The sequence below is a fragment of the Elizabethkingia occulta genome (assembly GCF_002023715.1).
Taxonomy (GTDB): domain Bacteria; phylum Bacteroidota; class Bacteroidia; order Flavobacteriales; family Weeksellaceae; genus Elizabethkingia; species Elizabethkingia occulta.
This window is the reverse complement of sequence record NZ_MAHX01000016.1, coordinates 81,629-108,567: the sequence shown is the minus strand read 5'-3', so window position 1 is coordinate 108,567 and position 26,939 is coordinate 81,629. Positions and strand designations below refer to the sequence as shown.

General features: G+C 34.9%; 22 protein-coding genes. 15 read left to right on the top strand and 7 right to left on the bottom strand.

Annotation, left to right across the window (positions count from 1 at the left end; all coding sequences use genetic code 11):
* Positions 1-121: 121 nt before the first annotated feature.
* Positions 122-1,312: a phosphoglycerate kinase gene (locus BAZ10_RS11195; RefSeq protein ID WP_078772126.1), complete on the top strand. Its 1,191-nt coding sequence runs from the start codon at positions 122-124 to the stop codon at positions 1,310-1,312.
* Positions 1,313-1,868: 556 nt separating this feature from the next.
* On the opposite strand, the gene BAZ10_RS11185 is transcribed toward BAZ10_RS11195, so the two are convergent.
* The 6 genes from BAZ10_RS11185 to BAZ10_RS11160 form a co-directional block, all read right to left on the bottom strand.
* Positions 1,869-2,684 (bottom strand): class I SAM-dependent methyltransferase, encoded by an 816-nt coding sequence (locus tag BAZ10_RS11185; protein ID WP_078772124.1) that lies wholly within the window; start codon positions 2,682-2,684, stop codon positions 1,869-1,871.
* 106 nt (positions 2,685-2,790) lie between these two features.
* On the bottom strand, positions 2,791-4,653 hold the full coding sequence (gene mnmG, locus BAZ10_RS11180) for a tRNA uridine-5-carboxymethylaminomethyl(34) synthesis enzyme MnmG (protein ID WP_078772123.1): 1,863 nt from the start codon (positions 4,651-4,653) through the stop codon (positions 2,791-2,793).
* A gap of 26 nt (positions 4,654-4,679) precedes the next feature.
* The gene (gene ybeY / locus BAZ10_RS11175; RefSeq protein WP_078772122.1) at positions 4,680-5,087 is read right to left on the bottom strand and encodes an rRNA maturation RNase YbeY; all 408 of its coding nucleotides are present in this window, start codon (positions 5,085-5,087) and stop codon (positions 4,680-4,682) included.
* Positions 5,088-5,145: 58 nt separating this feature from the next.
* Positions 5,146-7,296, bottom strand: coding sequence for a patatin-like phospholipase family protein (locus BAZ10_RS11170; RefSeq protein WP_078772121.1), 2,151 nt, complete (start codon positions 7,294-7,296; stop codon positions 5,146-5,148).
* Positions 7,297-7,352: 56 nt separating this feature from the next.
* The gene (locus tag BAZ10_RS11165; protein ID WP_078772120.1) at positions 7,353-9,803 is read right to left on the bottom strand and encodes a bifunctional UDP-N-acetylmuramoyl-tripeptide:D-alanyl-D-alanine ligase/alanine racemase; all 2,451 of its coding nucleotides are present in this window, start codon (positions 9,801-9,803) and stop codon (positions 7,353-7,355) included.
* Positions 9,800-10,393 carry a thymidine kinase gene (locus BAZ10_RS11160; protein WP_024563852.1) on the bottom strand — a complete coding sequence of 198 codons (594 nt, stop codon included), beginning with the start codon at positions 10,391-10,393 and terminating at the stop codon, positions 9,800-9,802. Before BAZ10_RS11160 ends, BAZ10_RS11165 begins: the two co-directional genes overlap by 4 nt.
* A 46-nt stretch (positions 10,394-10,439) precedes the next feature.
* Between BAZ10_RS11160 and BAZ10_RS11155 the strand changes: the two genes are divergently transcribed.
* The 9 genes from BAZ10_RS11155 (at position 10,440) to BAZ10_RS11115 (ending at position 18,990) form a co-directional block, all read left to right on the top strand.
* Entirely contained in the window at positions 10,440-11,618 is a 1,179-nt protein-coding gene (locus BAZ10_RS11155; RefSeq protein WP_078772119.1) for a hypothetical protein, read from the top strand.
* On the top strand, positions 11,618-12,292 hold the full coding sequence (gene rsmI, locus BAZ10_RS11150; RefSeq protein ID WP_078403166.1) for a 16S rRNA (cytidine(1402)-2'-O)-methyltransferase: 675 nt from the start codon (positions 11,618-11,620) through the stop codon (positions 12,290-12,292). Before BAZ10_RS11155 ends, rsmI begins: the two co-directional genes overlap by 1 nt.
* Before the next feature lie 2 nt (positions 12,293-12,294).
* On the top strand, positions 12,295-13,767 hold the full coding sequence (locus tag BAZ10_RS11145) for a WG repeat-containing protein (RefSeq protein ID WP_078772118.1): 1,473 nt from the start codon (positions 12,295-12,297) through the stop codon (positions 13,765-13,767).
* A 91-nt stretch (positions 13,768-13,858) separates the two neighbouring features.
* A complete protein-coding gene (locus BAZ10_RS11140) occupies positions 13,859-15,193 on the top strand; it encodes an alpha-L-fucosidase (RefSeq protein WP_078772117.1) in 1,335 nt (444 codons plus the stop codon).
* 13 nt (positions 15,194-15,206) lie between these two features.
* Complete coding sequence (gene fabG / locus BAZ10_RS11135) at positions 15,207-15,950, top strand: 3-oxoacyl-[acyl-carrier-protein] reductase (protein ID WP_024563849.1); 744 nt, start codon at positions 15,207-15,209, stop codon at positions 15,948-15,950.
* A 40-nt stretch (positions 15,951-15,990) separates the two neighbouring features.
* Complete coding sequence (locus BAZ10_RS11130; protein WP_078772116.1) at positions 15,991-16,572, top strand: 5'-methylthioadenosine/S-adenosylhomocysteine nucleosidase family protein; 582 nt, start codon at positions 15,991-15,993, stop codon at positions 16,570-16,572.
* A gap of 2 nt (positions 16,573-16,574) precedes the next feature.
* Positions 16,575-17,336 (top strand): prolipoprotein diacylglyceryl transferase, encoded by a 762-nt coding sequence (locus BAZ10_RS11125; protein ID WP_078772115.1) that lies wholly within the window; start codon positions 16,575-16,577, stop codon positions 17,334-17,336.
* A 55-nt stretch (positions 17,337-17,391) separates the two neighbouring features.
* Complete coding sequence (locus BAZ10_RS11120) at positions 17,392-17,574, top strand: hypothetical protein (RefSeq protein WP_245803803.1); 183 nt, start codon at positions 17,392-17,394, stop codon at positions 17,572-17,574.
* Between the two features lie 12 nt (positions 17,575-17,586).
* Entirely contained in the window at positions 17,587-18,990 is a 1,404-nt protein-coding gene (locus BAZ10_RS11115; RefSeq protein WP_078772113.1) for a radical SAM protein, read from the top strand.
* A 36-nt stretch (positions 18,991-19,026) separates the two neighbouring features.
* On the opposite strand, the gene surE is transcribed toward BAZ10_RS11115, so the two are convergent.
* Positions 19,027-19,794, bottom strand: coding sequence for a 5'/3'-nucleotidase SurE (gene surE / locus BAZ10_RS11110; RefSeq protein WP_078772112.1), 768 nt, complete (start codon positions 19,792-19,794; stop codon positions 19,027-19,029).
* 90 nt (positions 19,795-19,884) lie between these two features.
* On the opposite strand from surE, the gene BAZ10_RS11105 reads away from it, so the two are divergent.
* The 5 genes from BAZ10_RS11105 to glmM all read left to right on the top strand — a co-directional run bounded on the left by BAZ10_RS11105 (position 19,885) and on the right by glmM (position 26,908).
* A complete protein-coding gene (locus BAZ10_RS11105; protein ID WP_078772111.1) occupies positions 19,885-22,008 on the top strand; it encodes a carboxy terminal-processing peptidase in 2,124 nt (707 codons plus the stop codon).
* Between the two features lie 62 nt (positions 22,009-22,070).
* Complete coding sequence (locus BAZ10_RS11100; protein ID WP_078772110.1) at positions 22,071-22,916, top strand: mechanosensitive ion channel family protein; 846 nt, start codon at positions 22,071-22,073, stop codon at positions 22,914-22,916.
* A gap of 138 nt (positions 22,917-23,054) precedes the next feature.
* The gene (locus tag BAZ10_RS11095; protein ID WP_009090100.1) at positions 23,055-23,279 is read left to right on the top strand and encodes a FeoA family protein; all 225 of its coding nucleotides are present in this window, start codon (positions 23,055-23,057) and stop codon (positions 23,277-23,279) included.
* The gene (feoB, locus tag BAZ10_RS11090; RefSeq protein WP_078772109.1) at positions 23,269-25,311 is read left to right on the top strand and encodes a ferrous iron transport protein B; all 2,043 of its coding nucleotides are present in this window, start codon (positions 23,269-23,271) and stop codon (positions 25,309-25,311) included. Before BAZ10_RS11095 ends, feoB begins: the two co-directional genes overlap by 11 nt.
* A 214-nt stretch (positions 25,312-25,525) precedes the next feature.
* Positions 25,526-26,908, top strand: coding sequence for a phosphoglucosamine mutase (glmM, locus tag BAZ10_RS11085; protein WP_078772108.1), 1,383 nt, complete (start codon positions 25,526-25,528; stop codon positions 26,906-26,908).
* Positions 26,909-26,939: the final 31 nt, after the last annotated feature.

Sequence of the window (26,939 nt, the reverse complement as noted above, 5' to 3'; positions counted from 1 at the left end):
TTTTTTTTTCTTTTATAAAAGTTAATTGTTAAAATCTGTGAATGCATTGTTGATTTCTCGTTTGCCCTTTTTCTTTTTTTTTCGCTGAGATGTCCTACATTTGTGCAAATAAGTTTTGTATATGAAAAGCATTAATGAATTTAATTTTTCAGGAAAGAGAGCATTGATCCGTGTGGATTTTAATGTTCCCCAGAATGAAGAAGGCAAGGTTACTGATAACACCAGAATTGTAGCGGCCAAACCAACTATTGATAAAGTTCTGAATGATGGAGGATCTGTTATATTGATGACACACCTTGGTAGACCAAAAGGTCAAAAAGATCCTAAATTTTCTCTTGAAGCAATTGTAGATGAAGTTTCTTCTGTTTTAGGAAGACCCGTTAAATTTTCAAAAGACTGTATTGGCAGTATTGCTGAAGAAGCTGTAGCTGAATTAAAGCCTGGAGAAGTTCTTCTTTTAGAAAATCTAAGATATTATAACGAGGAAGAGGAAGGAAATAAAGACTTTGCTGGCCAGCTGGCAAAACTTGGTGATATCTACATTAATGACGCTTTTGGTACAGCTCACCGTAAACATGCTTCTACAGCTGTTATTGCCGATTTTTTTCCTGAAAACAAAACTTTTGGCTTCTTAATGGCTCAGGAACTTGATGCCATTGATAAAGTTCTTCATAATGGTGAAAGACCTATTACTGCAATTTTGGGAGGGTCTAAAGTTTCTTCTAAAATCACTATTATCGAAAATATCCTTCCGGCTGTAGATAATCTTATTATTGGAGGTGGAATGGCTTTTACTTTTATTAAAGCAAAAGGAGGACATATTGGTAATTCTCTTGTAGAAGACGATAAACAAGAACTGGCTTTGCAAATTTTGAAGAGCGCTGCGGAAAATAATGTTAAGGTTTATCTGCCGATAGATGTAGTAGCTGCTAAAGAATTTAATAACGATGCTGAATCAAAGCAATTTGATGCATACGATATTCCTGAAGGATGGATGGGTCTTGATGCTGGAGAGAAAACTTCTGAGAAATTTAATGATGTCGTTCTTTCTTCCAAAACAATTTTATGGAATGGTCCACTTGGAGTTTTTGAAATGCCAAATTTTGCAACCGGAACAATCAAATTAGGAGACAGTATTGCTGAAGCGACAGAACTTAATGCTTTTTCTCTAGTAGGAGGAGGAGATAGTGTTGCCTTTGCTAAACAATATGGATATGATGAAAAAGTTTCTTACGTTTCCACAGGAGGTGGAGCAATGTTAGAAAGCTTGGAAGGAAAAGAGCTTCCTGGTGTTGCAGCTATTAAAAATTAATTTATAAGATTTTTTGCAATCTGCTAAATATTGAATCCTTCTTTACTGAAGGATTCATTTCATATAAATATTTTGTAGTATTTATCTATTTCTTCAGATTAGATTTTTTTCTGCAGTTTTTTTGGTTACGCAGTAATAAAATAATTTCAACAGAATCTCTTTTTTCGAAATTTGTTGAAAATACCCACATCAATAAAATGACTGTATAGTTTTTTATAAATAATTTTGATAAAGGGGCAGGGGGAGGATTGTTATAAGTCTGGAATTTGATTTTAAAAATTATAAATCTGTTCTTGAAAAAATTACGGAAGGAAAGTTTCTTTTCATTCAGTAATTGAATTTGATTGACCAGAATCCAATCCAGCAATTGCTACTCGATTTTTATTTTCTGAAAACAACTGAAGAACAACTAATTGAATGATTATAAAAACTTATGGATTTATAAAATAGAATTTTTATCTTTTCTAAGATTCATAAAAGTAAAAAGAGCAAAACATTAGTTTTTGCTCTTTTTTATTGAAAATCGACCTTCAGAAACGGGCCTTATTTCTATTTTCTATATTTTTTCGATAATATATATCAATGAGGAAAAATCGCCGTTTTTTAATGCCTTTCTGTTAGAAATCGCTCCGCGAATTCCTCCTTTAAGCCATGAAAAGGAATTTTTCTTATACTTTTCACTTATTATAGAGATATAATAAGAGTCGAGTAGGAGAGGGTTAATTTTTTTTAATGACCATCTTTCATTATTAAAAATAGATTTTATCCCTTCTTTAGAAAAATGAAAGATGTGACGTGGAACATCATAAGCTGCCCAGTATTCTTTGTAATACTCAGCATCGTGACTTTTATAATTGGGAACAGCTATTATCAATTTTCCTTTTGGTTTAATTTTTTTGTAAACTTCCTCCAGGAATTCTTCATAGTTGTCAATATGCTCAAAAACATGCCATAAGGTCATTGCATCTAAAGAATAATCTTCTATTTCTGAAAGGTTATTTTTAATATTTGCTTCTCCGGTTTTTTGTTTTGCAGCATTGCGGGCACTTTCGTTTGGCTCTATGCCGTATACTTCATAACTACTTTTTATAAAATTCAGAAATTCTCCAGCTCCACATCCGTAATCTAGGATCTTGTTTCCTGTTTTTACTTCTGTATCTAAAATAGATTTTTTGTATTTTAAATTGAATTGTTGAAAGAATTTATAAATCTTTGTTTTTAAAGATTTGTCTTCCTGGTGATGCGAAATGTAGTCTTTACTTTCGTAATATTTTGATAGATTTTCGGGAACAGGGAATGTTTTTAGAATTCCCTCCGAAATTTCTTTTACTTCAAATTCTTCCTGAGTGAGGAATAAATCTTTTATTTTCATCTAAAAAATCTTCTTTATACAAACATATAGAAAAAATTAAAACAACCATAACTTATGATTGTTTTAATAGTATTTTTCGTTAATGTTTCACGTGAAACATATATAATTATCTACCAAGAAAAATAAGCAGAATATTTATATCGGCAGGGGAGACCCCGCTAATTCTTCCTGCTTGTGCAATTGTTTCCGGACGAACAGAAGATAGCTTTTGTTTAGCTTCTGCTGAAAGACTGTTTACTTTAGAATAATCAAAATTTTCAGGAATTTTTATGTTTTCAAGTCTATGAAGTTTGGCAACATTTTCCTTTTCTTTATCTATATATCCTTTGTATTTTATATTGATCTCAGCCTGTTCTCTTACCTCGTCTGTATATTCTGCAGCCTTATTTTTGATTTCTTCTATAGTACAAAGTTTATTAAGGTCTATATTAGGTCTTGTCAGTATTTGAGCTGCTCTAAAGCTTTGATTTACAGGACTCGAACTGTTTTCTTCCAGAATTGGGTTTATGTCATCTACTTTTACAGATGTAGACTTCAGGAATTCTTCCAGCTCTGAACTTTTAGCTATCTTATTTTCAACCTTTTGAAGCCTTTCATCGGAAGCTAAACCTAGTTTATGAGCTTTTTCTGTAAGCCTGATATCCGCATTGTCCTGGCGGAGTAGAAGACGGTATTCAGCACGAGAAGTAAACATCCTGTATGGCTCTTCAGTCCCTTTTGTAATAAGATCGTCTACTAATACACCTATATATGCTTCATCTCTGCTTAGTATAAATTCTTCTTTATCAAAGACTTTGTTATGGGCATTTATACCAGCAATTAAACCTTGTCCTGCAGCTTCTTCATAGCCTGTAGTACCATTGATCTGACCTGCAAAATATAGGTTGTCAATTATCTTGGTTTCTAAAGTATGCTTTAACTGAGTTGGTGGAAAGTAGTCATATTCAATAGCATATCCTGGTCTGAATACTTTTACATTCTCAAATCCCGGAATATGGCGCATTGCTTTAATCTGTACATCTTCCGGTAGGGAAGAGCTGAAGCCATTCACATATATTTCTATAGTATTCCAGCCTTCAGGTTCTACAAATAGTTGGTGTCTGTTTCTTTCTGCAAAACGGTTAATCTTATCTTCAATACTTGGGCAGTATCTTGGTCCTATACTCTGAATTGTTCCGTTGAACATTGGAGATCTGTCAAAACCAGATCTTAGAATATCATGAACAATCTCGTTAGTATAAGTAATATGACAGCTTCTTTGTTCTTTCAATTTTGGAGTATCCAGATATGAAAATTTCTGAGGATTTTCATCACCTGGCTGTTCTTCCATTTTAGAATAATCTAAGCTTCTTCCGTCTATGCGGGGTGGGGTACCGGTCTTCATTCTTCCTGCATCAAATCCTAAGCTTTCCAATTGCTCCGTAATTCCGAAAGCTCTTGGTTCACCCATTCTTCCTCCACCTAGCTGTTTGTCTCCAACATGAATTAATCCGTTTAGGAAAGTTCCGTTGGTTAGAACAACTGCTTTAGCCTTTATTTCTATTCCTAAAGAAGTAACAACACCTGCTACTTTATTGTTTTCAATAATCAGACCTTTTACCATATCCTGGAAGAAATCCAGATTAGGTGTCTGCTCCAGCATTGATCTCCATTCTGAAGCAAAAAGCATTCTGTCATTTTGTGTTCTTGGAGACCACATTGCAGGTCCTTTAGAAAGATTAAGCATTTTGAATTGTATTGCACTTTTATCTGCTACAATCCCTGAGTATCCTCCCATTGCGTCTATCTCTCTTACGATTTGTCCTTTGGCTATACCTCCCATAGCCGGGTTGCAACTCATCTGTCCGATGGTTTGCATATTCATTGTAACCAATAAAGTTTTTGATCCTAAATTGGCTGCAGCGGCTGCAGCTTCACTACCAGCGTGACCTGCTCCGACTACTATTACATCATATATTTGATCGATCATTTTTGAAATTGTTTCACGTGAAACATTTAGTATTTTTGTATGTAATAATCTTCCTTAGATCGCATTATTTTTTGCTCTGCCTCTGTTTTGTCTTTATAACCGCAAAGGTGTAAAATACCATGAGCTAAAACACGATTTAATTCTTCTTCCTGCTTTGTTTCGAGCATGGATGCATTATCTAAAACGCGCTGCAAAGATAAGAAAATATCACCGGATATTATTTTGCCTTTACAATAATCGAAAGTAATAATATCAGTATAATAATCATGATCCAAATACTGGCGGTTTATCTCCAGAAGATATTCATCATCACATAAAATATAATTAATATCTCCTGGTTTTTTGCCTTCTTCCAGGATCAGTTGTTCTAACCATTTTGCTCTCTTTTCTTCATCCGAAACAGGAGCTACGTTTTCATAAAAATAATTTATCATAAATTTTTGTTGACAGTTGAAAAGGGTAGGGTAGGGGTGCTTACGATTGTATAATGCTCTAAAACCAATGTCCTAAAACTACATTGAAAATTCCCTTGCCTCCCTGATTAAATGGCAGGCTATAATTAAGCTTAATTTGTCCGAATGGAGAACTGTAACCGGCGGTAAGTCCTACAGAATTATTTCTGAAGCTTAAGAATTCTGTATTTTTAATATTCGGAAAAAGGCTCGCTGTATTATAGCTGGCAATAAGATAATAATTCTTCAGTATTCGGTACTGAAAACTATTTGTTATCCGAAGTACATTGTTATCTGTTTTTTGTCCAAACTGATATCCATCGAATGAAACAAATGAACCTAGGTTTTGCTCAAATATCCCACCCAGTCTGTACTTGTAAAATTCCGGAACTTCTCCGAATGTTACACCCATAAATCCGGAAACTCTATAAGTAAGTCTTTCCGAAAATTTAATATTCAGTTTTACATTTCCGGAGACCTGCGCACCCTTATCTTCAAGTTGTTTGTCCTTGAATAGATCTAAAGCTTTTGCCTGGATATCTATATAAATACCTCTTGTTGGAAATTCTGTATTATCCTGCGTATCACTTTTAATAAAGATATAAGGATTGTAGTAATGGAATGTATTTTTATTGGTTCCCATTTTCTGATTGAATATATCATAACTCAATCCTCCGCCTATAGCATACCTGTCTTTCCATACAGACTGAATATAGATTTCGTTCCGGAACCAATTCCAGTTTTGATATACATTTGCATCCTGATCTTTTAAATCAAGTTTCATTCCTGAAGAAAAAATACCAAAGCCCGGAATATATCCGTTGTCCATTAGATAATTGAAATAATAACGCGGCTTGTCTCCAAACACAACGTCCAAACTTGCATTGGAGTTTTTGAATAAAGCTCTTTTTGCTGTAAGGTTTGCCAATAGACCGGTTTTGAATACTTCATCATAGTGAAGTCCAAATTTCATAAATATTCGGTTCTGATCTTCAGCTACATTTAGCTTTAGAATATTTCTTCCGTTTTCATTTACAATGTCATAATTGATAAAGCTGTAATTGTTTGTTGCATATAGCTGATCAATCTTACTATTGATGTTACTGTAAGTATAGCGGGAAGGGATTTTAAGGCCCATCTTACCCTTGATATAGTCTTTGTTATATATATTGTCGTTTTCTATCTCGAAACCGTCTATTTTGTACACTTCTGACAGTATTATCTTTTTGTTTATTACAACTGGAGCTTCCTTTTTTGGTAACTGTCTCAGAATACCGGAATAACGTAATGTTTCTTCATAACCTGCTTTAATGGTTTTGTCTTTTTCTTCAAAGCTGGTAACATTAACTCCGGTAAGGACAGGTTGAATATTAATATCTGTATAGGGTAATTGTTTTCTGGTTTCTTTAGAAATACCAAAAGTGATTATCTGATTGAGGATAGATACAATATTATTTAGTTGGTCCCTTTTTTCAAATCCCTGATCAAGATTTACCCCAATTACAATATCCATTCCTTTCTTTTTTAGTGGGCCGGAAGGATAGTTAATTGTTATACCGCCATCAACATAAAGACTGTCTCCGATTTTTACAGGGTCCAAAAGTCCAGGGAAAGCAGAACTAGCCATAATGGATTGAGATAAGTCTCCTGTTTCAAGTTGCTTTACACCTCCTGTTTCAATATTGGTTGCTATACAAAAGAAGGGGATAGGAAGTTTGCTGAAATCCTGAACAGAAGAATAGTTCTGAAATAATTCTTTGAACATAGCCAGGTTTTTCTGACCTGAAGAAATACTTGAAGGTAATACTACTTTACCCTTTTGTATCGGGATTTTCAAAAGATATTTATCGACATTTTTACTGAAAAATGAGGTTTGCTGGCGTGGACTGGAACTGCTCAATACATTATAGAAGTCTGTATTCAGGATAATGTTTTCGATATCTTTTCCTGTGTATCCGGTTGCATATAATCCTCCGATAATTGCACCCATGCTGGTTCCGCCAATATAATCTACTTTAACCCCCATTGAGTCCAAAACTTTCAGAACTCCTATATGGGCAAAGCCTTTTGCGCCACCACCACTTAGTGATAATCCTATCTTTGGATGCGGAGGGATAACTAAGTTTTCTTTAACCTGAGAATAGCTAAAGATGCTTATAATAACCCCAAGAAAAAGAAATAGTTTTTTCATCCCTATATTGTATTTAATTTTATCGATGAAATAGAGAAAAGTAGTACTTTATTTCATCAGTCTTTTATATATATTCTTTTTACACGTCTCGAAACTGAAGTTAGCACTTCGTAAGGAATCGTCTGACAATATTCAGCAAATTTTTCCAGACTTGGATTTCCATTAAAGATAATAACATCATCACCTTCTTCTATAGGATCATTGCCAATGTCTACCATCAGCATATCCATGCATACATTTCCCTGGATGGGATAAAGCTTTCCTTTAATACCAACAAAGCCTTTTCCATTACTTAATAATCGTGGTATACCATCAGCATATCCAACAGCTATTGTGGCAATATTAGTATCATTTTCAGCTTTAAATCTTCTGTTATAACCTAGTGATTCTCCGGGGTGTAATGGAGAAATCTGTGTAATAACTGTTTTAAAACAGACAGCGCTTTGTAATAAGGGCTTTATAGCTGGGTTTGTTGTATAGCCAATCATTCCGATACCAATTCTTACCATGTCAAACTGATATTCTGTATAGTTGGTAATTCCCGGTGAATTTAGACAATGCCTTAGTGGTTTATCTTCTGTTCTGGCTAATATGTAGTCTGAATTATCTGTGTATAGCTTTATCTGAGCTAAAGTATATTCTCTCTCTTCCGGATCATCAGCAGAAGAAAGATGAGTGAAAATACTGGCTATTCTGAGGTTGTTTTCCTTAATTTTAAGAAGGAGTTCATCCAGATCTTCTTTGCGAAAGCCTAAACGATGCATACCTGTTTCTAATTTTATATGGATGGGGTATCTTTCATGGATTCCTTTTTTTCTTAAAGCTTTAAGAAAAAGATCTAAAACTTTGAAACTATAGATTTCCGGTTCTAACTGATAATCGATAATAGTATCATAACTATTAAGCTCCGGATTCATTACCATAATAGGTAAGGTCACTTTATTTTTTCTTAGATCAACACCTTCATCTGCATAAGCGACACCCAGATAGTTGATATTGTGATGTTGTAAAAATTCTGCAATTTCATAACCGCCTAATCCATAAGAGTAGGCTTTTACCATTGCCATCATTTTGGTTTCAGGCTTTAAAAAGTTCCTATGAACATTGATGTTATGCAGGATGGCATTTAGATTTACTTCCAGAACAGTATCATGAGACTGAAGTTCCAATTCTTTTTTTAGATTTTCAAGTTCAAATTTACGGGCTCCTTTCAATAAAATTAATGAGTTTTCAATACTGTTAAATTCCTGATCTTCAATTAATTCCTGAATGTTATCGAAAGAAAAAGTTTTAGAATTAAATAGATGGGCAAACTTTGTTATTTCTGTTCCTATCAGGTATATTTTACCTAACGAATGTTCGTTAACTAAATCTGCTACGATATGATACAAATGTTCGGAGTGATCCTTTACATCGTGTATATCTGTAAGTACCAATACCTTTTGTGATTTATTTCCATACTGGTTTAATGTACTCAATGCTATTTTTAGAGAATCGAGATCCAGATTATAAGAGTCATTAATAATAAGGTTATCTCTTTCTCCTTTAATGCTTTCCATACGCATTTCCACAGCCTGCAAATTGTTGATTTTGTCTACAATTTTTGAATGTGGAATTTTTAGAAAGCTAAGAACAGCAATAACAGCTAATGCATTGTGCAGGGTAGCCTGATCCCGATTGGTAAAAGGAATCTGAATATAACCATCTAAAACCTTGATATTAAAAGCTTCTTTTTGGTCTATTGGGCTTTCAATTAAAATATCGTTTAATATATCTAACCCATAAGAAATCAGAGTTTTATTGCTATATAAATCTTGTATTTTGGTTTTTACCAAAGGATGATCACCATTATAAATGATTACTTCTGATTTTTCAAAAAGCTTTAGCTTTTCATTAAGTAGCTGTTCCTCATTTTCAAAATATTCTGAATGTGCAGAACCAAGATGTGTGAATACTCCAATCTGAGGTGAAAACACTTCAGATTGTTTTTCCATTTCGTGAGGTTTGGAAATTCCAACTTCAAAAATTCCCAGCTCATCATCATTATTAGCCTGGAGTATAGATAAGGGAAGTCCTATTTGGGAGTTATAACTTTTTGGACTTTTTACAACTCTCATTTCATCCCACAAGCATTGATATAACCATTCTTTTACAATAGTCTTACCATTACTTCCGGTAATACCAATGGTTTTAATATTTAGATTTTGCAGATGATGATGGGCTAACTGTCTAAGAAAATTCTGCGTATCAGAAGTTATGATCCAGGTTATATCCTGCCCGGAAGATTCATATATTTCATCGGCTATAATTACTTTTATTCCTTTCTCTATAGCTTCTTTGATGTATTTGGAACCATTATTTTTCTGAGTCTTCAAAGCAATAAAGGCATTATTTTTTGAAGAAAAAATAAGCCTGCTGTCGAAAATCAATTGTTCAACAACTTCATTTTTATTTCCGGTAATCCGGGAGTTGGTCATTGAAGCTAACTCCTGTGCAGTATATTTCATTTATTTTTCTCTTGCTTTTGCATCTCTTCCCAAAAGATACGGCGGCTAACAGCTTCATAGCTATCTGTTTCTCCTAGCTGAACCAAATCTTTGCTGGCAGATGTTCTTAATGAATAATTGGCTAAATTTCCTGTTCTTTTACAAATGGCGTGAACTTTTGTAACGTATTCAGCTGTTGCCATAAGATTTGGCATAGGGCCAAAAGGGCGTCCCATAAAGTCCATATCCAATCCGGCAATCACGACTCTTGTACCACTATTAGCTAACTGATTGGCAACTTCTACAACGCTTTCATCAAAAAATTGCGCTTCATCAATACCCACAACATCACAATTGGAACCCAGTAACAGAATTTCATTAGGAGTATCAACAGCTGTACTCCGGATCTTATTATCGTTATGCGAAACGATATCTTCATCGGAGTAACGAACATCAATTTTTGGTTTAAAAATTTCTACTTGCTGACCAGCCATTTCTGCTCTGCGCAGACGCCTAATTAGCTCTTCCGTTTTACCGGAAAACATTGAGCCACATATCACTTCCATCCACCCGCTTTGCTTGGCGTGGTTAATTGTATTTTCTAAAAACATTTGTTAACTTAGCACATATTATTCCACATCAAAATTACATAAAATAATGATGCAAAACTCTCATGACATTCAGGACAGGATCCTTGAAGACGTAAAAAAAATTGCCTCTGATATCGCTTCTGTTGAATCAACGGCAGGATTAATTACTAATTATCAGAAAGTTCAGGAGCTATATGAAAAAGTAGCTTTTCTGAAAATGCTGGAAGTAGAAAGTATTGATATCCATCAGAGAAAAAATGAATTGGAAGCTATGATTGAGGCTAATCCTACTCATGATAAATCTGAAGAGGCTCTTGAAAAAGAAAGAGAGGTAGAAGCTGAATTTGAAGAAGATCTTACTAAAGATGAAGCTTCCACAGAAATTGCTGAGATTACTGACGAAGAAATACCAACAGAAAAGGTAAATGCTGTTATCCCGAAAACAGAGAATATTATAGAAAATGATTATTCTGAGGAAGAAGAATATGTAAATACTTTGGAAGAAGATCAACATGAATCACCTGAAGAGATTGTTGCGGAAGAGGAACAAACTGAACCAGTTGCTGAAGCTGAAGAAATCTCTGAAGAATCTAAGGAAGATGCATCAATAACTGAGACTGAAGCAGAATCTGTAATTACAGAAGAAACAATATCAGCATCATCACCAGCAGCAGCAGCAGAAGAAGAAGAAGAAGAAGAAGAAGAAGTGAATGAAACAGAGACCGTAGAGGAGACTGTTTCAACTGAAGAAGAGCATACTGACGAGGAAAAAGAAGTTACAAAAGAACCGGAATATCAGATTAAAGAATTATTTGTAAGAGAAGAGGAAGGTTCTGAACATTTGGATGAAGAAGCTGCTCATAAAGTGAAGCTGGCTTCCATTAAGGGATTGAAACCTATTTCCAGAGAAGAAATAACAAATATTACAGAAAATAATGAGGTACCTGAAAAGGTAAATGAATATGTAAATACAGAAGAAAATACTGCATTTATACCAACAAATGCCAATACCTCTGTTCAGACAGGGCAATTCAGACTGGATCTGAACGACAGAATGGCATTCCTGAAAAAATTATTCAATAACGATGAAGTAGAAATGAAATACGTATTAGAAAGATTAAATGAAGCCCGGACTTTAGATGATGCAAAAGAATATCTTAGCGATCTGTACTATGACAGAGATTGGAAGCCGGTAGACGAGTATGCGCAAAGATTATGGTCACTAGTAGAAAGCCGTTTTAGATAATGAGTGGCATATTATATTTTGTACCAACACCAGTAGGTAATCTGGAAGATATGACTTTCAGGGCAATAAAAGTTTTAAAAGAAGTAGATTATATACTTTGTGAAGATACCCGTACTTCAGGGATTCTCCTCAAACATTATGAGATATCGAAGCCGCTGAAATCTTATCATTTGCATAACGAACATCAGGCTACAGAGAAAGTTGTTCAGGATCTTAAAAATGGGCAGAATATTGCCATTATTACTGATGCCGGGACTCCCGGAATATCGGATCCTGGTTATCTTCTGGCAAAAGCAGGGCGGGATAATGATATCGAAATGATCTGTCTTCCCGGGGCAACGGCTTTTGTTCCTGCATTAGTTGTTTCAGGACTTCCTAATCACGACTTCTATTTCGCTGGATTTTTGCCACAGAAAAAAGGACGTCAGACCAAACTAAAGCAACTGGCTGAAGAGAAAAAAACAATTGTTCTTTATGAAAGCCCACATAAGATTAATACCACACTGGAACAGATAAAAGAGTTCTTTGGAGAACAAACACAAGTAAGTCTAAGCCGTGAAATTTCCAAAAAATTTGAGGAGACCAAGCGTGGAACTATTGATGAATTAATAGAGTTTTCTAAAAGTAAAACGCTAAAAGGAGAAATTGTTCTTATTGTAAATAATTCGATGTAAATGTGAGAAAGAATTTATCTTTTATTTCAGCATTCTTCTGGTTGATGGGATTTTCCCAAAGCGATCTGAAGCTGCAATATGATCTAAGAGATAAATTAAAACTCGATATTGAGCGATTTGAAGGAGGATATGCTGTTTTCAAAAAAGGAAGTCTTTCTGGGATTATAGATTCCACTGGAACTGTAACGCTGCAGCCTATAAATGGAAATTTGGCACCCTTTAGAAAAGGTTATTTTTTTCATTATACCGGGGGAAATAATAATAGAAAAGTCGGATTGATAGATTTTAAAGGAGATTATAAAATCCCTTTGAACAATTATGATTTTGGTTTATCCTGGAATAGTGAGAACGGCTACTTGGTAGTCTCCAAAAATAAAAAGTTTGGACTAGTCAATTATCTTAGTGACAAGTCTGAATTAGATTTTCTTTACGATTCTATTGAATATGCCGGAGAAAGCATATTTTTTGTAAAAAAGAACAATAAATGGGCAATTTACAATCCCGAAAAAGGATTTGTTTCTGATTTCGCTTATCAAAGAAATTCATATTTTAATAAAGATAAGTCCTGTGTTCAAGTGGCTCCGGATAAGTATTTTTTAGTGGATAAAGAGAATAAGATTCTTTTGAAATCAAAATATGAGCTAATCGATACTGAAGCCAGTAACGACTATTTTGTAAGCCTGAACAGAAATATAGATAAAGAAGGGCTAATAGATTCCGAAGGAAAAGAAGTTCTGCCAATGGAATATTCGCATATTACTATTTATGGGGATTATGCCATTATGGACAAAAGCAGTACCCAGTTTTTTCTATTTAATTTAAAAACAAAAGAGAATAAGAAAATTAAAGCAGGAAGTATTGCTTTTTTATTTGATAAATACTTTTTATTGAATGAAAAAAATCAGGTATCAATTATTGATGATTCCCTGAATAAAGTTGTTAATGAAAGCTTTGACAGAGTCACTTTTATTTCAACAGATAAATTACAGTATCTTATTACCGAAAAAAATAAAATAAATAACCTGTTGAATAAAAATTTTCAGCAGATTTTTCCTGATGGTTTTACTATTTACGCATTGGATGAAAACCAGTTGGTGGTTAAAAACAAAATTGGTTATCAACGCCTGGAATGGAATACATGGAAAACAGAACCTTTAAATTTTGATGAAATTTCGCCAGCATTTGATCCTTTCTTTTTTCGAGCACAGAAGAATATAGGTTTGATTGCTAAAAAGGGTGGAAAATATGGTTTTATTGAACCCAGCGGGAAGGAGATATTGCCTTTTGTATATGAAGAAATTGCCGGCTTTAGGAACAACATGGCTTTTGTAGCCAAACTGAACGGTAAATACGGTCTTATCAATAATAGAAATGAGATTATAAGGCCTTTTTTATATGATTCTTATGCATTTAGTAAAGAATATATGTACCTTTCGGATAAAGGAAAAAAAGAAATAATATCTACTTTAAATTAAAATAAACACAATTATTTAAAAAAGAATGCTGCTACTATTCGCAGCTTTAAAGATTGAATAGTAACTCAGAAAAAACTAATACCAAAAAGCTATGTTAAAAAAAACATTATTAACAGTATTACTGGGAAGTGCACTTCTTGGCTTTTCCCAGCAAAAGTATCAGCCAACACAAGCAAACCTAAAAGCAAGAACTGAGTTTCAGGATGAAAAATTCGGAATGTTTATCCATTTTGGATTATACAGTGAATTGGGAAGAGGGGAGTGGGTCATGAATAATGACAAAATTCCGGTTAATGATTACGCTAAACTTAAAGACTTTTTCAATCCTATAGGGTTCAATGCTAAAGAATATGTTTCTATGGCTAAGAATGCTGGTGTAAAGTACATTACTTTAGTTACACGTCACCATGATGGATTTAGTATGTGGAATACAAAATATTCGGATTTTAATATTATGAATACCCCTTTCAAAAGGGATTTGGTAAAAGAATTAGCTGATGAATGCCATAAACAAGGGGTGAAAATAGCATTCTATTATTCGCTTCTGGACTGGACAAGAACAGATTATTCGTACTGGACAGGCAGAACAGGAAAAGGAACCGGACGTACCGAAAAAGGTAACTGGAATGATTATATTCAGTTTATGAAAAACCAGTTGACAGAACTTTTAACCAATTATGGGGAAGTTTCAGGAATATGGTTTGATGGTTACTGGGATCAGATGGAAGAAGAAAAAGCAGGCAGAAGTGAGAAAACATATTTGGACTGGAAAATGCCGGAGATTTATGAGCTTATACATAAGCTTCAGCCACAATGTCTTATAGGTAATAATCATCATATTACGCCATTGGAAGGTGAAGATTTTCAGATGTTTGAAAGAGACATTCCCGGACAAAATGAACACGGACTAAGTTTCCAGAAGCCATCTCAGCTTCCTTTGGAAACCTGCGCTACACTTAACGATTCCTGGGGATTTGAATTGAAAGACAATAAGAACAAAACATTCAGAGAGTTTCTGAATCTGTTGGTAAATGCTGCGGGAAGTAACGCCAATTTACTAATGAATATAGGTCCTATGCCTAATGGTAAAGTTCCACAACCTTTTATTAATTCTTTCAGCGAAATGGGAGACTGGATGAAAGTCTATGGCGAAAGTATTTACGGTACCAGAGGCGGCTATCTTACACTTCAGAAATGGGGTGCTGTTACTCAGAAACCCGGAAAAATATATGTTCACATACTTAAAAATAATGAGGGCAAAGCAATTACTCTCGAAAAATTTCCATTTAAAAAGATTAATTCCGCATATTTGCTGAAAGATAAAAAAACTGTAAAGTATAATTTAAAGAATAATACTTTAACGTTTGACAGCTATACAGTGGATGATCAGAATCCTGATGCTGTCATAGTTTTTGAAGGAAAATAAACATACATTAAATATGAAACTATTAGAAGGAAAAGTAGCCCTTATTACAGGAGCAACCCGTGGAATCGGGAGAGGTATAGCAGAAGTTTTTGCTCAGCAGGGAGCAAAAGTTGCTTTTACCTATGCAGGATCTGTAGATAAAGCGAAAGAATTAGAAGCAGCATTAAGTTCTGTTACCCAGATAAAAGGATATCAGTCGGATGCTTCTGATTATGATGCAGCACAGAAGTTGGTAGATGATGTAATGGCGGAATTCGGACAGATAGATATCCTGATTAATAATGCAGGAATTACAAGAGATAACCTTATGCTTCGTATGTCTAAAGAAGATTGGGATACAATTATTAAAGTAAACTTAGATTCTGTATTCAACCTTACAAAAGCGGTTATTAAGCCGATGATGAAGGCTAAAAGCGGATCTATTATCAATATGTCTTCTGTAGTAGGTGTTAAAGGAAATGCAGGACAAGCTAACTATGCGGCTTCTAAGGCAGGAGTTATCGGATTCTCTAAATCTATTGCATTAGAGCTTGGTTCCAGAAATATCCGTTGTAATGTTGTTGCTCCGGGATTCATTGAAACTGAAATGACAGCCGTTCTGGATGAGAAAACAGTACAAGGCTGGAGAGACGGAATTCCATTAAAAAGAGGAGGACAGCCAGAAGATGTAGCCAATGCATGTGTATTCTTAGGAAGCGATATGTCTTCCTATATTACAGGCCAGGTTATGAACGTAGATGGCGGAATGCTAACTTAATATATAAAGGCTTTGAAAAAAGCCTTTTTTTATTTGATATATGAAAATAACCATCAGCGAAAAAACGTATAATAATCCTGTTTTTGTCTTCGCAATGGAGAAAGAGGCAGGAAATGAATTTAAAGATTTACAACTGGTATTTACCGGAATAGGTAAAGTAAATGCAGGTTATTATTTAATGAAATACCTGTCAGCAAATAAGCCTGATATTATTATCAACTTAGGAACAGCGGGAAGTACAGCTTTCAGAAGAGGAGATGTAGTTTGCTGTACGCAATTTGTTCAAAGAGATATGGATGTATCACCTTTGGGTATAGAGAAGTTTAAAACCCCTTTTTCGGATGATGATGTGGTTTTGGATTACGGAATAAATGTAGATAGTCTGCCAAAAGGGATTTGTGGTACGGGAGACAGCTTTGAAACTGAACACAATACTGATTTGTATAATGTACTGGACATGGAGGCCTATGTGCTGGCTTTAATAGCTAAAAGAGAACAAATTCCTTTTCTTTGCCTGAAATATATCTCGGACGGAGCTAATGATGATGCAGTAGAAGACTGGACACAGGAAGTTGATAAAGCCTCAAAAATTCTTCGTGAAGTTATAGCAACCAGATTTTAAATATGATTGATTTTCCGGCAACATTACATCTTTTTGGTAAAGATATACTCTTACATCCAGTATTAGAATCGTTAGGGATTTTTCTGGGGATGCGTTATTATTTCTTTCTGAAGAGAAAATCTCCGGAAAAACTTCCTCTTACAATATCTCTGGCCATTATTGCCGGAGCAACTGCTGGTGCCCTTTTAGGGTCAAAAATTATTGGAAATCTTGAAAATCCAGATACACTATTTTCAACAGATTTTTCATTTAAAAGATTTTGGTCCAATAATACAATTGTTGGAGGTTTAGCATTTGGGTTAATAGGAGTAGAGCTTGCTAAAAAAATAGTTGGACATAAAGAAAGCACAGGAGACCTGATTACATTTCCTTTGATGCTGGCAATAATTATTGGCAGAATCGGCTGCTTTTTTACCGGAATATATGAAGAAACTTATGGATTACCGACAGATTCAATCTTTGGAATGCATTTGGGGGATCAGTATCTGCGTCATCCGGTGGCATTATATGAGATTGCTTTTCTTGTATCGCTTTGGGGAATTCTAAAGGTTATACAGAAGAAACATTTTCCTTCGGGGTTTGTTTTTCAGATATTTATGTTGTCCTATTTTACGTTTCGTTTTTTGCTTGATTTTCTAAAACCGAGAATCGAAATTGCAGGAAATTTAGGGGCTATTCAACTAACTTGTTTGTTAGTGATTATTTATTACATTTATAAAGTTAATATCACTTTGAAATCTAAATATTTAGCACCAATACTTTAATATGAATCACTTGTTTACCATTTTAGAAGTCGGCGGCCTGGGCGGAATAGTTGTCATGATCATTAGTATGATTGTTTTGGGAGCTTTCGTTTTTGGATTAGTTTTAGCAGCCATTATAAAACTAATCTACGAATCAGGTGGAGATAAAAAATACTCGAAGAGTAACTTCTGGCTTACTGTATTAATCGTGATGTTGGTTTGCGGTTTAATTAGTGGAGTTATTTGTGGAGGAATGTAAAAATAGCAGAATATGCCAGTTAGAAATTATACTTATTACGATTATACCACAAGTCTTTGCCCGGACTGTTTGAAGAGAGTCGGAGCAAAAATAATCATTGAAAATGATGAAGTTTTTATGACTAAAAGATGTCCGGACCACGGTTTTTTTAAAACTAAGATTGCTACGGACGTCCATTATTATAAAAACATCAGGAACTATAATAAGGCTTCCGAAATGCCACTACATTTTGGTACAGGCGTAGCATATGGATGCCCATACGATTGTGGATTGTGTGTAGATCACGAACAGCACAGCTGTCTTTCCATTGTAGAAGTAACAGATCGCTGTAATCTCACATGTCCTACCTGCTATGCAATGTCTTCGCCACATTATGGCAGCCATCGATCGCTAGAGGAAATAGAAGCTATGTTCGATGTAATTGTAAAGAATGAGGGTGAACCGGATGTTGTTCAGATTAGTGGAGGAGAACCAACAATTCATCCCGAATTTTTCAAAATAATGGACATTGCAAAGTCCAAACCTATAAAGCACCTGATGCTGAATACAAATGGTGTAAGGATAGCCAATGATCCCGGATTTGCTGAAAAGCTGGCTACTTATGCTCCGGAATTTGAAGTTTATTTACAGTTTGATTCATTTAAACCAGAAGTGCTGCAGGATTTCCGTGGGAAAGATCTTACAGATGTCCGCATGAAGGCTCTGGAAAAGCTAAATGAACTCAATCTGTCCACTACATTGGTAGTGGTTTTACAGCAAGGAAAAAATGTAGATGAAATAGGTAAGATTATTGATTTTGCACTTAAACAGAAATGTGTACGTGGAATTACCTTTCAGCCGGTAGAAATTGCGGGTAGAAACAGGGATGATTCTGCACATGAGAAAATAACACTGACAGAAGTCCGTCAGGAAATACTTAATCAATTTCCGGTACTAAATTCAGATGATATAATTCCTGTACCTTGTAATCCCGATGCTCTGGCGATGGGATATATATTAAAGTTACAGGGAGAGATAATTCCTTTAACCCGCTATATTAATCCTGCTGATTTACTGAATAACGAATCTAAAAATACAATTGTCTATGAGCAGGATGAGGGACTGAAAATGCAGCTGATCGATATTTTCAGTACAGGGATATCCGTGGATAAGGTACAACCTAAAGTAAACCAATTATTATGTTGCCTACCTGAAGTCTGTGCTCCGGAGATGGAGTATGAAAATCTTTTCCGCATCATTATAATGAACTTTATGGATGCTCATGATTTTGATGTCCGTGCAGTGAAAAAATCCTGTGTTCATATTGTAAACAAAGATTTGAAGCTAATACCTTTTGAAACAATGAATCTCTTTTATAGAGATCAGAAACAAGAATATTTAGAAGAACTTAGAAAAGATACAAGAGTATTATTCTAATAAAAAGCCACCCGTCAGGTGGCTTTTTATTTATGTTTAGAACGTTAAAACATTCCGTAAATCTTTTAGATACTCGTAGGCAGTAAGGTCAAATTTAACAGGAACAACCGAGATATATCCTTCACTAAGAGCTGTTTCATCAGCATCTTCAGACTGGTCCATATTGTTGAAATAACCAGATAACCAGTAATATTTTTTACCGTGTGGATTTACTCTTTCATCAAAGTTTTCCTCCCATTTAGCATTCGCCTGCTTACAGACTTTTATTCCTTTTATTTCTTCAGCAGGTAATTTCGGAATGTTTACATTCAACACAATTCCTTTTGGAATAGGATTTTCCAAGACTTTTTTTACAATGCTTTGAATAAAAGTTTTTGACTGAGAGAAATCAGCATCCCAGCTGAAGTCTAATAAAGAAAAGCCAATAGCCTGCAAACCTTCAACTCCTGCTTCAACAGCAGCGGACATTGTCCCGGAATAGATTACATTAATAGAAGAATTTGCCCCGTGATTAATTCCCGATACAACAAGATCAGGTCTTCGGGTAAGTATTTTATCCAGTGCAAATTTTACACAATCTACAGGAGTTCCGCTTAATGAATAATCTTTTTGTGGTCCCTCCATGCTAATTTCCTCATAGGTTAATGTAGAATTAATCGTAATAGCATGCCCTTTTCCACTTTGTGGAGAATCCGGAGCAACTACAACAACATCCCCTATTTCATTCATAAAGCTTACAAGATTACGAATTCCCGGAGCAGTTATTCCGTCATCATTGGTAACCAGAATCAATGGTTTTTTCATTTATTTCAAATTATTGTAACAAAATTAAAGAAAATAAGACCTATTTTTATAAATAAGATATTAAATTTGATCTTCGAAATTTCGTAAAAGATGTTTAAAAAATTCTTTGGTTTTAATAAACTACTGCTGTTGTCCTCGTTAGGGACACTTATTTTTTGTTTTAATTCCCCGCAAAATGACGATGAAAAGATGCAGACCATTATGGTTAGCGTAAGCAATACGCTGTCGTATCTCAGTTATAATGCGAAACCAATCAACGATGCTTATTCTCAGGATGTTTATAAACAATATTTTGAAAAGCTGGATCCAAGCAAAAAATATTTTTTGCAGTCTGATATGGATGAGTTTGCAAAATATAAAACAAAGTTGGATGATTATCTTAAAACAGGAGATATCACCTTCTTCAAACTTACTAATGACAGATACCTTCAGAGGCTTACAGATATAGAAAAGATGTCGCAGGATATCTTTGCAAAACCTATTAATCTGGATGAGGATGAAGATATTATTATGGAGCCGAAGCTTAAGAAAAATCCGGCAAACCAGAAAGAAATGTATGCAGAATGGAAGAAATTTATTAAATATAATATTCTTCAGGAGATGCAGACTCTAAATGAGAAAGAGGAATCACAAAAAAAGAAAAAAGACTCTGCAATTGCTAAAAAGCAAAAGGATACCATAAAGTATGAGCCGCTAACACTAGAACAAAAGAAAGTAAAAGCAACAGGAGAAATTAAAGATCTTGTTTCCAGTATGTTTAACAGAATCAAAAAAAGAAAGAGAATGGATTGGTTCTCTTCTTACATGAATTCTTATACAGAAGTTTTTGATCCCCATACCAACTATTTCTCTCCGAAAGATAAAGAAGACTTCGATGCCAACTTCAGTGGTAAAATTATTGGAATTGGAGCACAGATTTCGGAAAAGAAAGGGCGATTGTTTATTGGACCATTGGTAATTGGAGCTCCTGCATGGAAGTCTAAACAGGTAAGTGAAGGAGATGAAGTTCTGAAAGTAAAATCAGATCCTAAGAAAGAAGCTGTAAACGTAGTGGGAATGCTTGTAGATGAAGCTGTGCGTTTAATTCGTGGTGCTAAGGGATCTGAAGTAACACTAACGCTTAGAAAGAAAGATGGTTCTGTAAAAGAAGTTAAGCTAATCCGTGAGGAAGTAGAGATGGAAGATACATTTGCTAAAAGTATCGTTGTAAACTCTCCGAACGGTAAGAAATACGGATTTATATACCTGCCAAGCTTCAATGCTGATTTTAACGACTCTAAAGGAAGAAATGCTTCTACAGATGTTAAGAATGAAATTACAAAGCTAAAAGCTCAGAATGTAGAAGGTATTATTTTGGATCTAAGAAACAACGGTGGTGGATCTTTAACCGAGGTTGTGGATATTATGGGGCTATTTATGAATAGCGGACCAGTAGTACAGGTAAGAAGTCAGGACGGGAAAATTCAGGTTCTGAAAAATAAAAATAATTCACCAGTATGGACGGGACCATTGGTACTGATGCAAAACGAACTTTCTGCTTCAGCTTCCGAGATTTTAACCGGTGCAATTCAGGATTATGGAAGAGGGGTTATCTTAGGAGCTCCACATTCATTTGGAAAAGGAACGGTACAGACATTTGTTTCTCTTAACAGGTTCCTGAATACTAATGATGATTATGGAGATCTTAAACTTACGATTCAGAAGTTCTACCGGATCAGCGGGAATTCTACTCAGCTGGAAGGTGTAAAATCTGATGTTGTAATGGATGACTACTTTACATACGATGAAATCGGAGAAAAATACGATGAGCATGCATTACCATGGGATCAGATAAAATCTTCAGATTACAAGCCTCTGAATACAATTGACATGGCTGGTATTGTAAAAAGAAGTACAGAAAGAATTAAAGCAAACAAACCATATCAGCTATTAGTAGAATCTGCAAAATGGCGTCAGGCACTTGGTAAAGAAGAAACTGTTACACTTAATCAGACTAAATTCTTTGAATTAATGAAAAAAAGAAAAGAAGAATTGAAGAAGTTTGAATCTTTAACCAAGTACGATAATGGACTACAGTTTACTCAGTATCAGAGTGAAATAGAACGTATGAAAAAAGACGAGGCTTTCTCTGCGAAAAGTAAAAACTGGATTAAAAATCTTAAACGAGATTTATATCTTCAGGAGGCGATGAATGTCATATCTGAAATCAAATAATAAAATCAAAGGCTGTCCGTTTAAAAGACAGCCTTTCTTATAAAAAACACAAACAGAAACAAATGGAGTTAACATTAAAAGAAATCTTAGAGTACCACATCTTTTCATTAGGACAATATTCATTAACGGTTTATCAATTACTATCATCAGCCGTTATTGTTTTAGTTGGTTTAGGTATCGTACGCGTATTCAAATCACTTATTTATAAATCCGAAAAAATTGATGTCGGTAAAAAGTTTGCTTTTGCTCAGATTTTAAAATACATTATTATTGTTTTTACTGCCATATTGGCATTCAGGACATTAGGTGTAGATGTTTCTCCGCTTTTACTCGGAGGTAGTGTTATACTAGTGGGTATTGGTCTTGGTTTGCAAAACCTTTTTCTGGACTTTATCTCCGGAGTTATTATCCTTTTGGACAGAAGTATAAAAGTTGATGATGTTGTAGAGATAGAAAATGTTGTAGGGAAAGTTCAGCAGATTAATATCCGTACATCTACCATCCTTACGAGAGATAATAAAAGTATGATAATCCCGAACTCCATTCTTACAAAAAACAAGATTGTGAACATGTCGTATGATGACGATGTTGCCAATTTCGGAATTGTTATAGGGGTAGGATATGATTCCGATGTAAATTTGGTTATGAAACTAATGTTAGATGCAGCTAAAGAGCATCCAGAAGTTTTTCAGGAAAAACCTGCCGTAGCCCGTTTGTCTAACTTCGGTGATTCCTCATTAGACTTTAGTTTGTTTTTTAATTCAAGATATTTATTCAAAGCCGAAGCTATCAAGAGTGATTTAAGACTTTCAATTCTTAAAAAGTTTAGAGAAAATAATATAGACATTCCTTTCCCAATTCGTACGTTATATACGCCGGACCTCCAGAATCAGGGACAAAATCTGTAAAATTTGAGGCGTAAAAAACGCAATAACTGGTATTTATCATCCCAATTTCAATTTAGATTTAATTAAAATAAGGTATATTTGTATTTTTAAATACAAGCCTTGAAGAATTTAGACTCTAATAAGCTTTGCTGCTTTCCGATGGATAGAACAGGGATTATTGTCGATTATGACAATAACAATATGGAAATGCCCGGTAAAATTATTGAAATGGGACTTTTGCCTAATACACCTTTCAGGATATTATATCAGGCTCCGTTTGGAGGTCCCCTGTATGTAGAGTATGGAGAGGAACGCTCCAAAGTGGCATTACGGGAAGAAGAAGCTAGATATATTATTGTGGAAGAATTAGCAGATGGAAAATAAAAAGAAATCCACCAGAATTTTATTGGTTGGAAACCCGAACGTAGGTAAATCTACTATTTTTAATCAGTTATGTAACCGTAATCAAAAAACGGGAAACTATTCAGGTGTAACAGTCTCCAGCCTAAAAGGAGAATATATTTATAAAGAAAATAAGGTTGAAGTAATTGACCTTCCGGGAACCTACAGTGTCTATCCTACTTCTGAGGATGAAGTTATCTGCGTTGAATATCTGATTAACGAAAGAAATAATTATGATGGTGTATTGTATGTTGCCGATGCTCTGAATTTTAAGAGAAGTTTATTGTTGTTTGAACAAATCAGAGATTTGGGGATACCGGTAATAATGGTTGCTAATCAGATCGATGAAGCTGAAAAAAGAGGCTATTCTCTGGATGTACAGAAATTATCCGAAGAAACAGGAGTAACTGTAAATGTGACGAATGCCAAGAAGAATAGTGGTATAGACGCAGTAAGAGAAAGTGTACGTCTTCATAAATTTACTGTTGCGGAAGAAGCTCTATTTCAGATTCCTGCAGAACATAAAAGTAAAATAGAAGAAGTAGTACAGAAAACCGGTGACAAGAACTTGTATAAAGCATGGTTCCATCTTTCTTCCACTAGAAAATATGTAAGCGGACAAAATCATGTTTTTCAGAATGACAGTAATGCAGAAGTAAAAGGAATTGTTCCGAAACGTTTGCAGACACAGGAAACGTTACGCCGTTATGATAATATAGATCAGATAATAAATAAAGTAAGATCCAAAAGAACAATGCTGAAGGACTTGCTTACCGAAAAGTTAGATCGTCTGATGGTGCATAAATTCTGGGGATATGTTCTTTTCCTGGTTGTTCTTTTGATTATTTTCCAGAGTGTATTCTTTCTGGCGGAATATCCAAAAGGATGGATTGAGGATTTATTTACATGGTTCTCTTCTCTTGCATCAACTTATTTACCGGAAGGACCTTTGAACAGTCTTATTGCGGAAGGAGTTCTCCCAGGTATTGGAGGTATAGTTGTTTTTGCACCACAGATTGGAATATTAATGTACTTCCTTTATATTATGGAAGATAGTGGTTATATGGCCAGAGTAATCTTTTTAATGGACAGATTATTGCGTCCGTTTGGCCTAAATGGTAAAAGTATTATTCCACTTGTCTCTGGTACAGCCTGTGCGATTCCGGCAATCATGTCTGCCAGAAACATAGAAAATACTAAAGAAAGATTAATTACAATCCTTGTAACACCTTTTATGACGTGTTCTGCAAGGCTTCCGATTTACAGTATTATTATAACGCTGGTAATTCCGGATGAATACGTTTTAGGGATTGGTTACAGAGCTTTAGCATTGCTGGCAATGTATATGTTAGGGTTTATGACTGCACTGGTATTCTCTTTCTTCCTGAAAAAAGGAATAAAGAATACTAACAAAAGCTTCCTGATCCTGGATTTGCCAACCTATAAAATGCCTTTATGGGGATATAACTTCAAAATGGCTTTACTGAAAGCTTGGGGATTTATTACAGGAGCCGGAAAAGTTATTTTTGCTGTTAGTATAATTATATGGTTCCTTAGTTATTTCGGACCACATGATAAATTTAGTATAACATCACATAAGTCCAATGTAGAGCTGAATGACTCTTATTTAGCACTTATGGGAAAGAGTATAGAGCCTGCTATCAGTCCTCTTGGTTATGACTGGAAAATGGGGGTAGGAATTCTTACTTCATTTGCTGCCAGAGAAGTTTTTGTAGGAACAATGTCTACATTATATTCTCTTGGAGATGGAGCAGAAGATGGAAGATTGATTGATAAAATGAAAGCTGATAAGAAAGCAGACGGAACTCCATTATTTACATTGGCTACAGGAGTATCTATTCTTGTTTTCTATGCATTTGCTATGCAGTGTATCAGTACTATTGCTATTGTTTATAAAGAAACAGGAAGCAAAAAATGGACATTTATTCAGCTGATAGGAATGTCTGGTCTGGCGTATTTTGCATCGTTATTTGTATTTCAGATACTAAAATAATTAAAATGAATACACTTGTTATTCAGTATATAGTAATCGGAGCACTTCTGCTTTTTGCCTGTTTTAGGGTTTGGAAAATTTTTTCAAAAAACTTTAGTAAGAAAAAAAGCGGTGGTTGCGACAAAAACTGCGGGTGTTCATAAATCATGTCCGTAGTTGAATAATTTTTTCTTATTTATTCCGTATTTTTGCATAAAATTTAGCAAACAAATTTATGTCATTAATTAAGAGTATTTCTGGAATTAGAGGGACAATAGGAGGTAAAACAGGAGATAATTTAACTCCTCTGGATATCGTGAAATTCGCGTCTGCATTCGGAGCTTGGCTTCAGAAGAAGAACAACAAAAAAGACATTACTTTAGTTGTTGGACGAGACGCAAGGATATCCGGTAAGATTGTTTCTAATCTTGCATCTTCTACACTACAGTCCTTAGGGATTAATGTAATAGATTTAGGACTTAGTACAACTCCTACAGTAGAGGTTATGGTACCGGAGCTTAATGCAGACGGTGGAATTATCTTTACAGCAAGCCATAATCCTAAAGAATGGAATGCTCTGAAGCTTTTGAATGAAAAAGGAGAGTTCATCAATGCTCAGGATGGAGCAGATGTTTTGGACATCGCAGAGAAAGAAGCTTTTGAATATATTGACGTAGATCACTTAGGAAATTACTCGGAAAACAATGAAGGAATACAAATCCACATAGACAAAGTGTTGGAGCTTCCTGAAGTTATCCCGGGTATCGTAAGAGAAAAAAGATATAAAATAGTACTGGATGCAGTAAACTCCACAGGAGGGATTGCAATTCCAAAGCTACTGGAAAGAATGGGATGTGATGTAGTAAAACTATATTGCGAACCAAACGGACAATTTCCTCATAACCCTGAACCATTAAAAGAACATCTTTCAGAAATCTGCGAACTTGTTGTAAAAGAAAAAGCTGATCTTGGAATCGTTGTAGATCCGGATGTTGACAGATTGGCACTTGTAGATGAGAATGGCGAGCTTTTTGGTGAAGAATATACATTGGTTGCAGTTGCAGATTATATCCTTAGAAACAAAAAAGGAGTAGCAATTTCTAACCTTTCATCGAGCAGAGCGTTGAGAGACGTTGCTAAATCACTGGATTCAGAATACTTTGCATCTGCAGTAGGAGAAGTGAATGTTGTAAATCTGATGAAAGAAAAAGGAGCTGTAATCGGAGGAGAAGGTAACGGTGGAATTATATTCCCTGAATTGCATTATGGTAGAGACTCTTTAGTTGGTGTAGCATTATTCTTAACCCACTTAGCACAACAGGATAAATCAGTTGCTGAACTCAGAGCAACATATCCGGATTACTATATGGGGAAAAAGAAAATTGAATTAACCCCGGAAATCGATGTAGACAAGCTTCTTGAGAAAGTAAAAAAAGAATTCAAAAAAGAAGATATATCTACTGTAGATGGTGTTAAAATAGACTTCCCGACGAACTGGGTTCACCTTCGTAAGTCAAACACAGAACCTATTATCAGAATCTATACTGAAGCATCTTCTCAGGAAGAAGCAGACAAGTTGGCTGATGATATGATTGCTAAAATAAAAAGCTTAATTTAGTTGGTGATTTTGGAAATTTTTCCGAAATTCA

Bases quoted from the DNA above. Each gene is read 5' to 3' on its own strand.
- BAZ10_RS11130 (WP_078772116.1), top strand. From the start codon at position 15,991: ATGAAAATAACCATCAGCGAAAAAACGTATAATAATCCTGTTTTTGTC.
- BAZ10_RS11125 (WP_078772115.1), top strand. From the start codon at position 16,575: ATGATTGATTTTCCGGCAACATTACATCTTTTTGGTAAAGATATACTC.
- BAZ10_RS11120 (WP_245803803.1), top strand. From the start codon at position 17,392: ATGATCATTAGTATGATTGTTTTGGGAGCTTTCGTTTTTGGATTAGTT.
- BAZ10_RS11185 (WP_078772124.1), bottom strand. From the start codon at position 2,684: ATGAAAATAAAAGATTTATTCCTCACTCAGGAAGAATTTGAAGTAAAA.
- BAZ10_RS11100 (WP_078772110.1), top strand. From the start codon at position 22,071: ATGGAGTTAACATTAAAAGAAATCTTAGAGTACCACATCTTTTCATTA.
- BAZ10_RS11140 (WP_078772117.1), top strand. From the start codon at position 13,859: ATGTTAAAAAAAACATTATTAACAGTATTACTGGGAAGTGCACTTCTT.
- ybeY (WP_078772122.1), bottom strand. From the start codon at position 5,087: ATGATAAATTATTTTTATGAAAACGTAGCTCCTGTTTCGGATGAAGAA.
- feoB (WP_078772109.1), top strand. From the start codon at position 23,269: ATGGAAAATAAAAAGAAATCCACCAGAATTTTATTGGTTGGAAACCCG.
- rsmI (WP_078403166.1), top strand. From the start codon at position 11,618: ATGAGTGGCATATTATATTTTGTACCAACACCAGTAGGTAATCTGGAA.
- BAZ10_RS11165 (WP_078772120.1), bottom strand. From the start codon at position 9,803: ATGAAATATACTGCACAGGAGTTAGCTTCAATGACCAACTCCCGGATT.
- BAZ10_RS11115 (WP_078772113.1), top strand. From the start codon at position 17,587: ATGCCAGTTAGAAATTATACTTATTACGATTATACCACAAGTCTTTGC.
- BAZ10_RS11160 (WP_024563852.1), bottom strand. From the start codon at position 10,393: ATGTTTTTAGAAAATACAATTAACCACGCCAAGCAAAGCGGGTGGATG.
- BAZ10_RS11155 (WP_078772119.1), top strand. From the start codon at position 10,440: ATGATGCAAAACTCTCATGACATTCAGGACAGGATCCTTGAAGACGTA.
- surE (WP_078772112.1), bottom strand. From the start codon at position 19,794: ATGAAAAAACCATTGATTCTGGTTACCAATGATGACGGAATAACTGCT.
- BAZ10_RS11195 (WP_078772126.1), top strand. From the start codon at position 122: ATGAAAAGCATTAATGAATTTAATTTTTCAGGAAAGAGAGCATTGATC.
- BAZ10_RS11105 (WP_078772111.1), top strand. From the start codon at position 19,885: ATGTTTAAAAAATTCTTTGGTTTTAATAAACTACTGCTGTTGTCCTCG.
- BAZ10_RS11095 (WP_009090100.1), top strand. From the start codon at position 23,055: ATGGATAGAACAGGGATTATTGTCGATTATGACAATAACAATATGGAA.
- mnmG (WP_078772123.1), bottom strand. From the start codon at position 4,653: ATGATCGATCAAATATATGATGTAATAGTAGTCGGAGCAGGTCACGCT.
- fabG (WP_024563849.1), top strand. From the start codon at position 15,207: ATGAAACTATTAGAAGGAAAAGTAGCCCTTATTACAGGAGCAACCCGT.
- BAZ10_RS11170 (WP_078772121.1), bottom strand. From the start codon at position 7,296: ATGAAAAAACTATTTCTTTTTCTTGGGGTTATTATAAGCATCTTTAGC.
- glmM (WP_078772108.1), top strand. From the start codon at position 25,526: ATGTCATTAATTAAGAGTATTTCTGGAATTAGAGGGACAATAGGAGGT.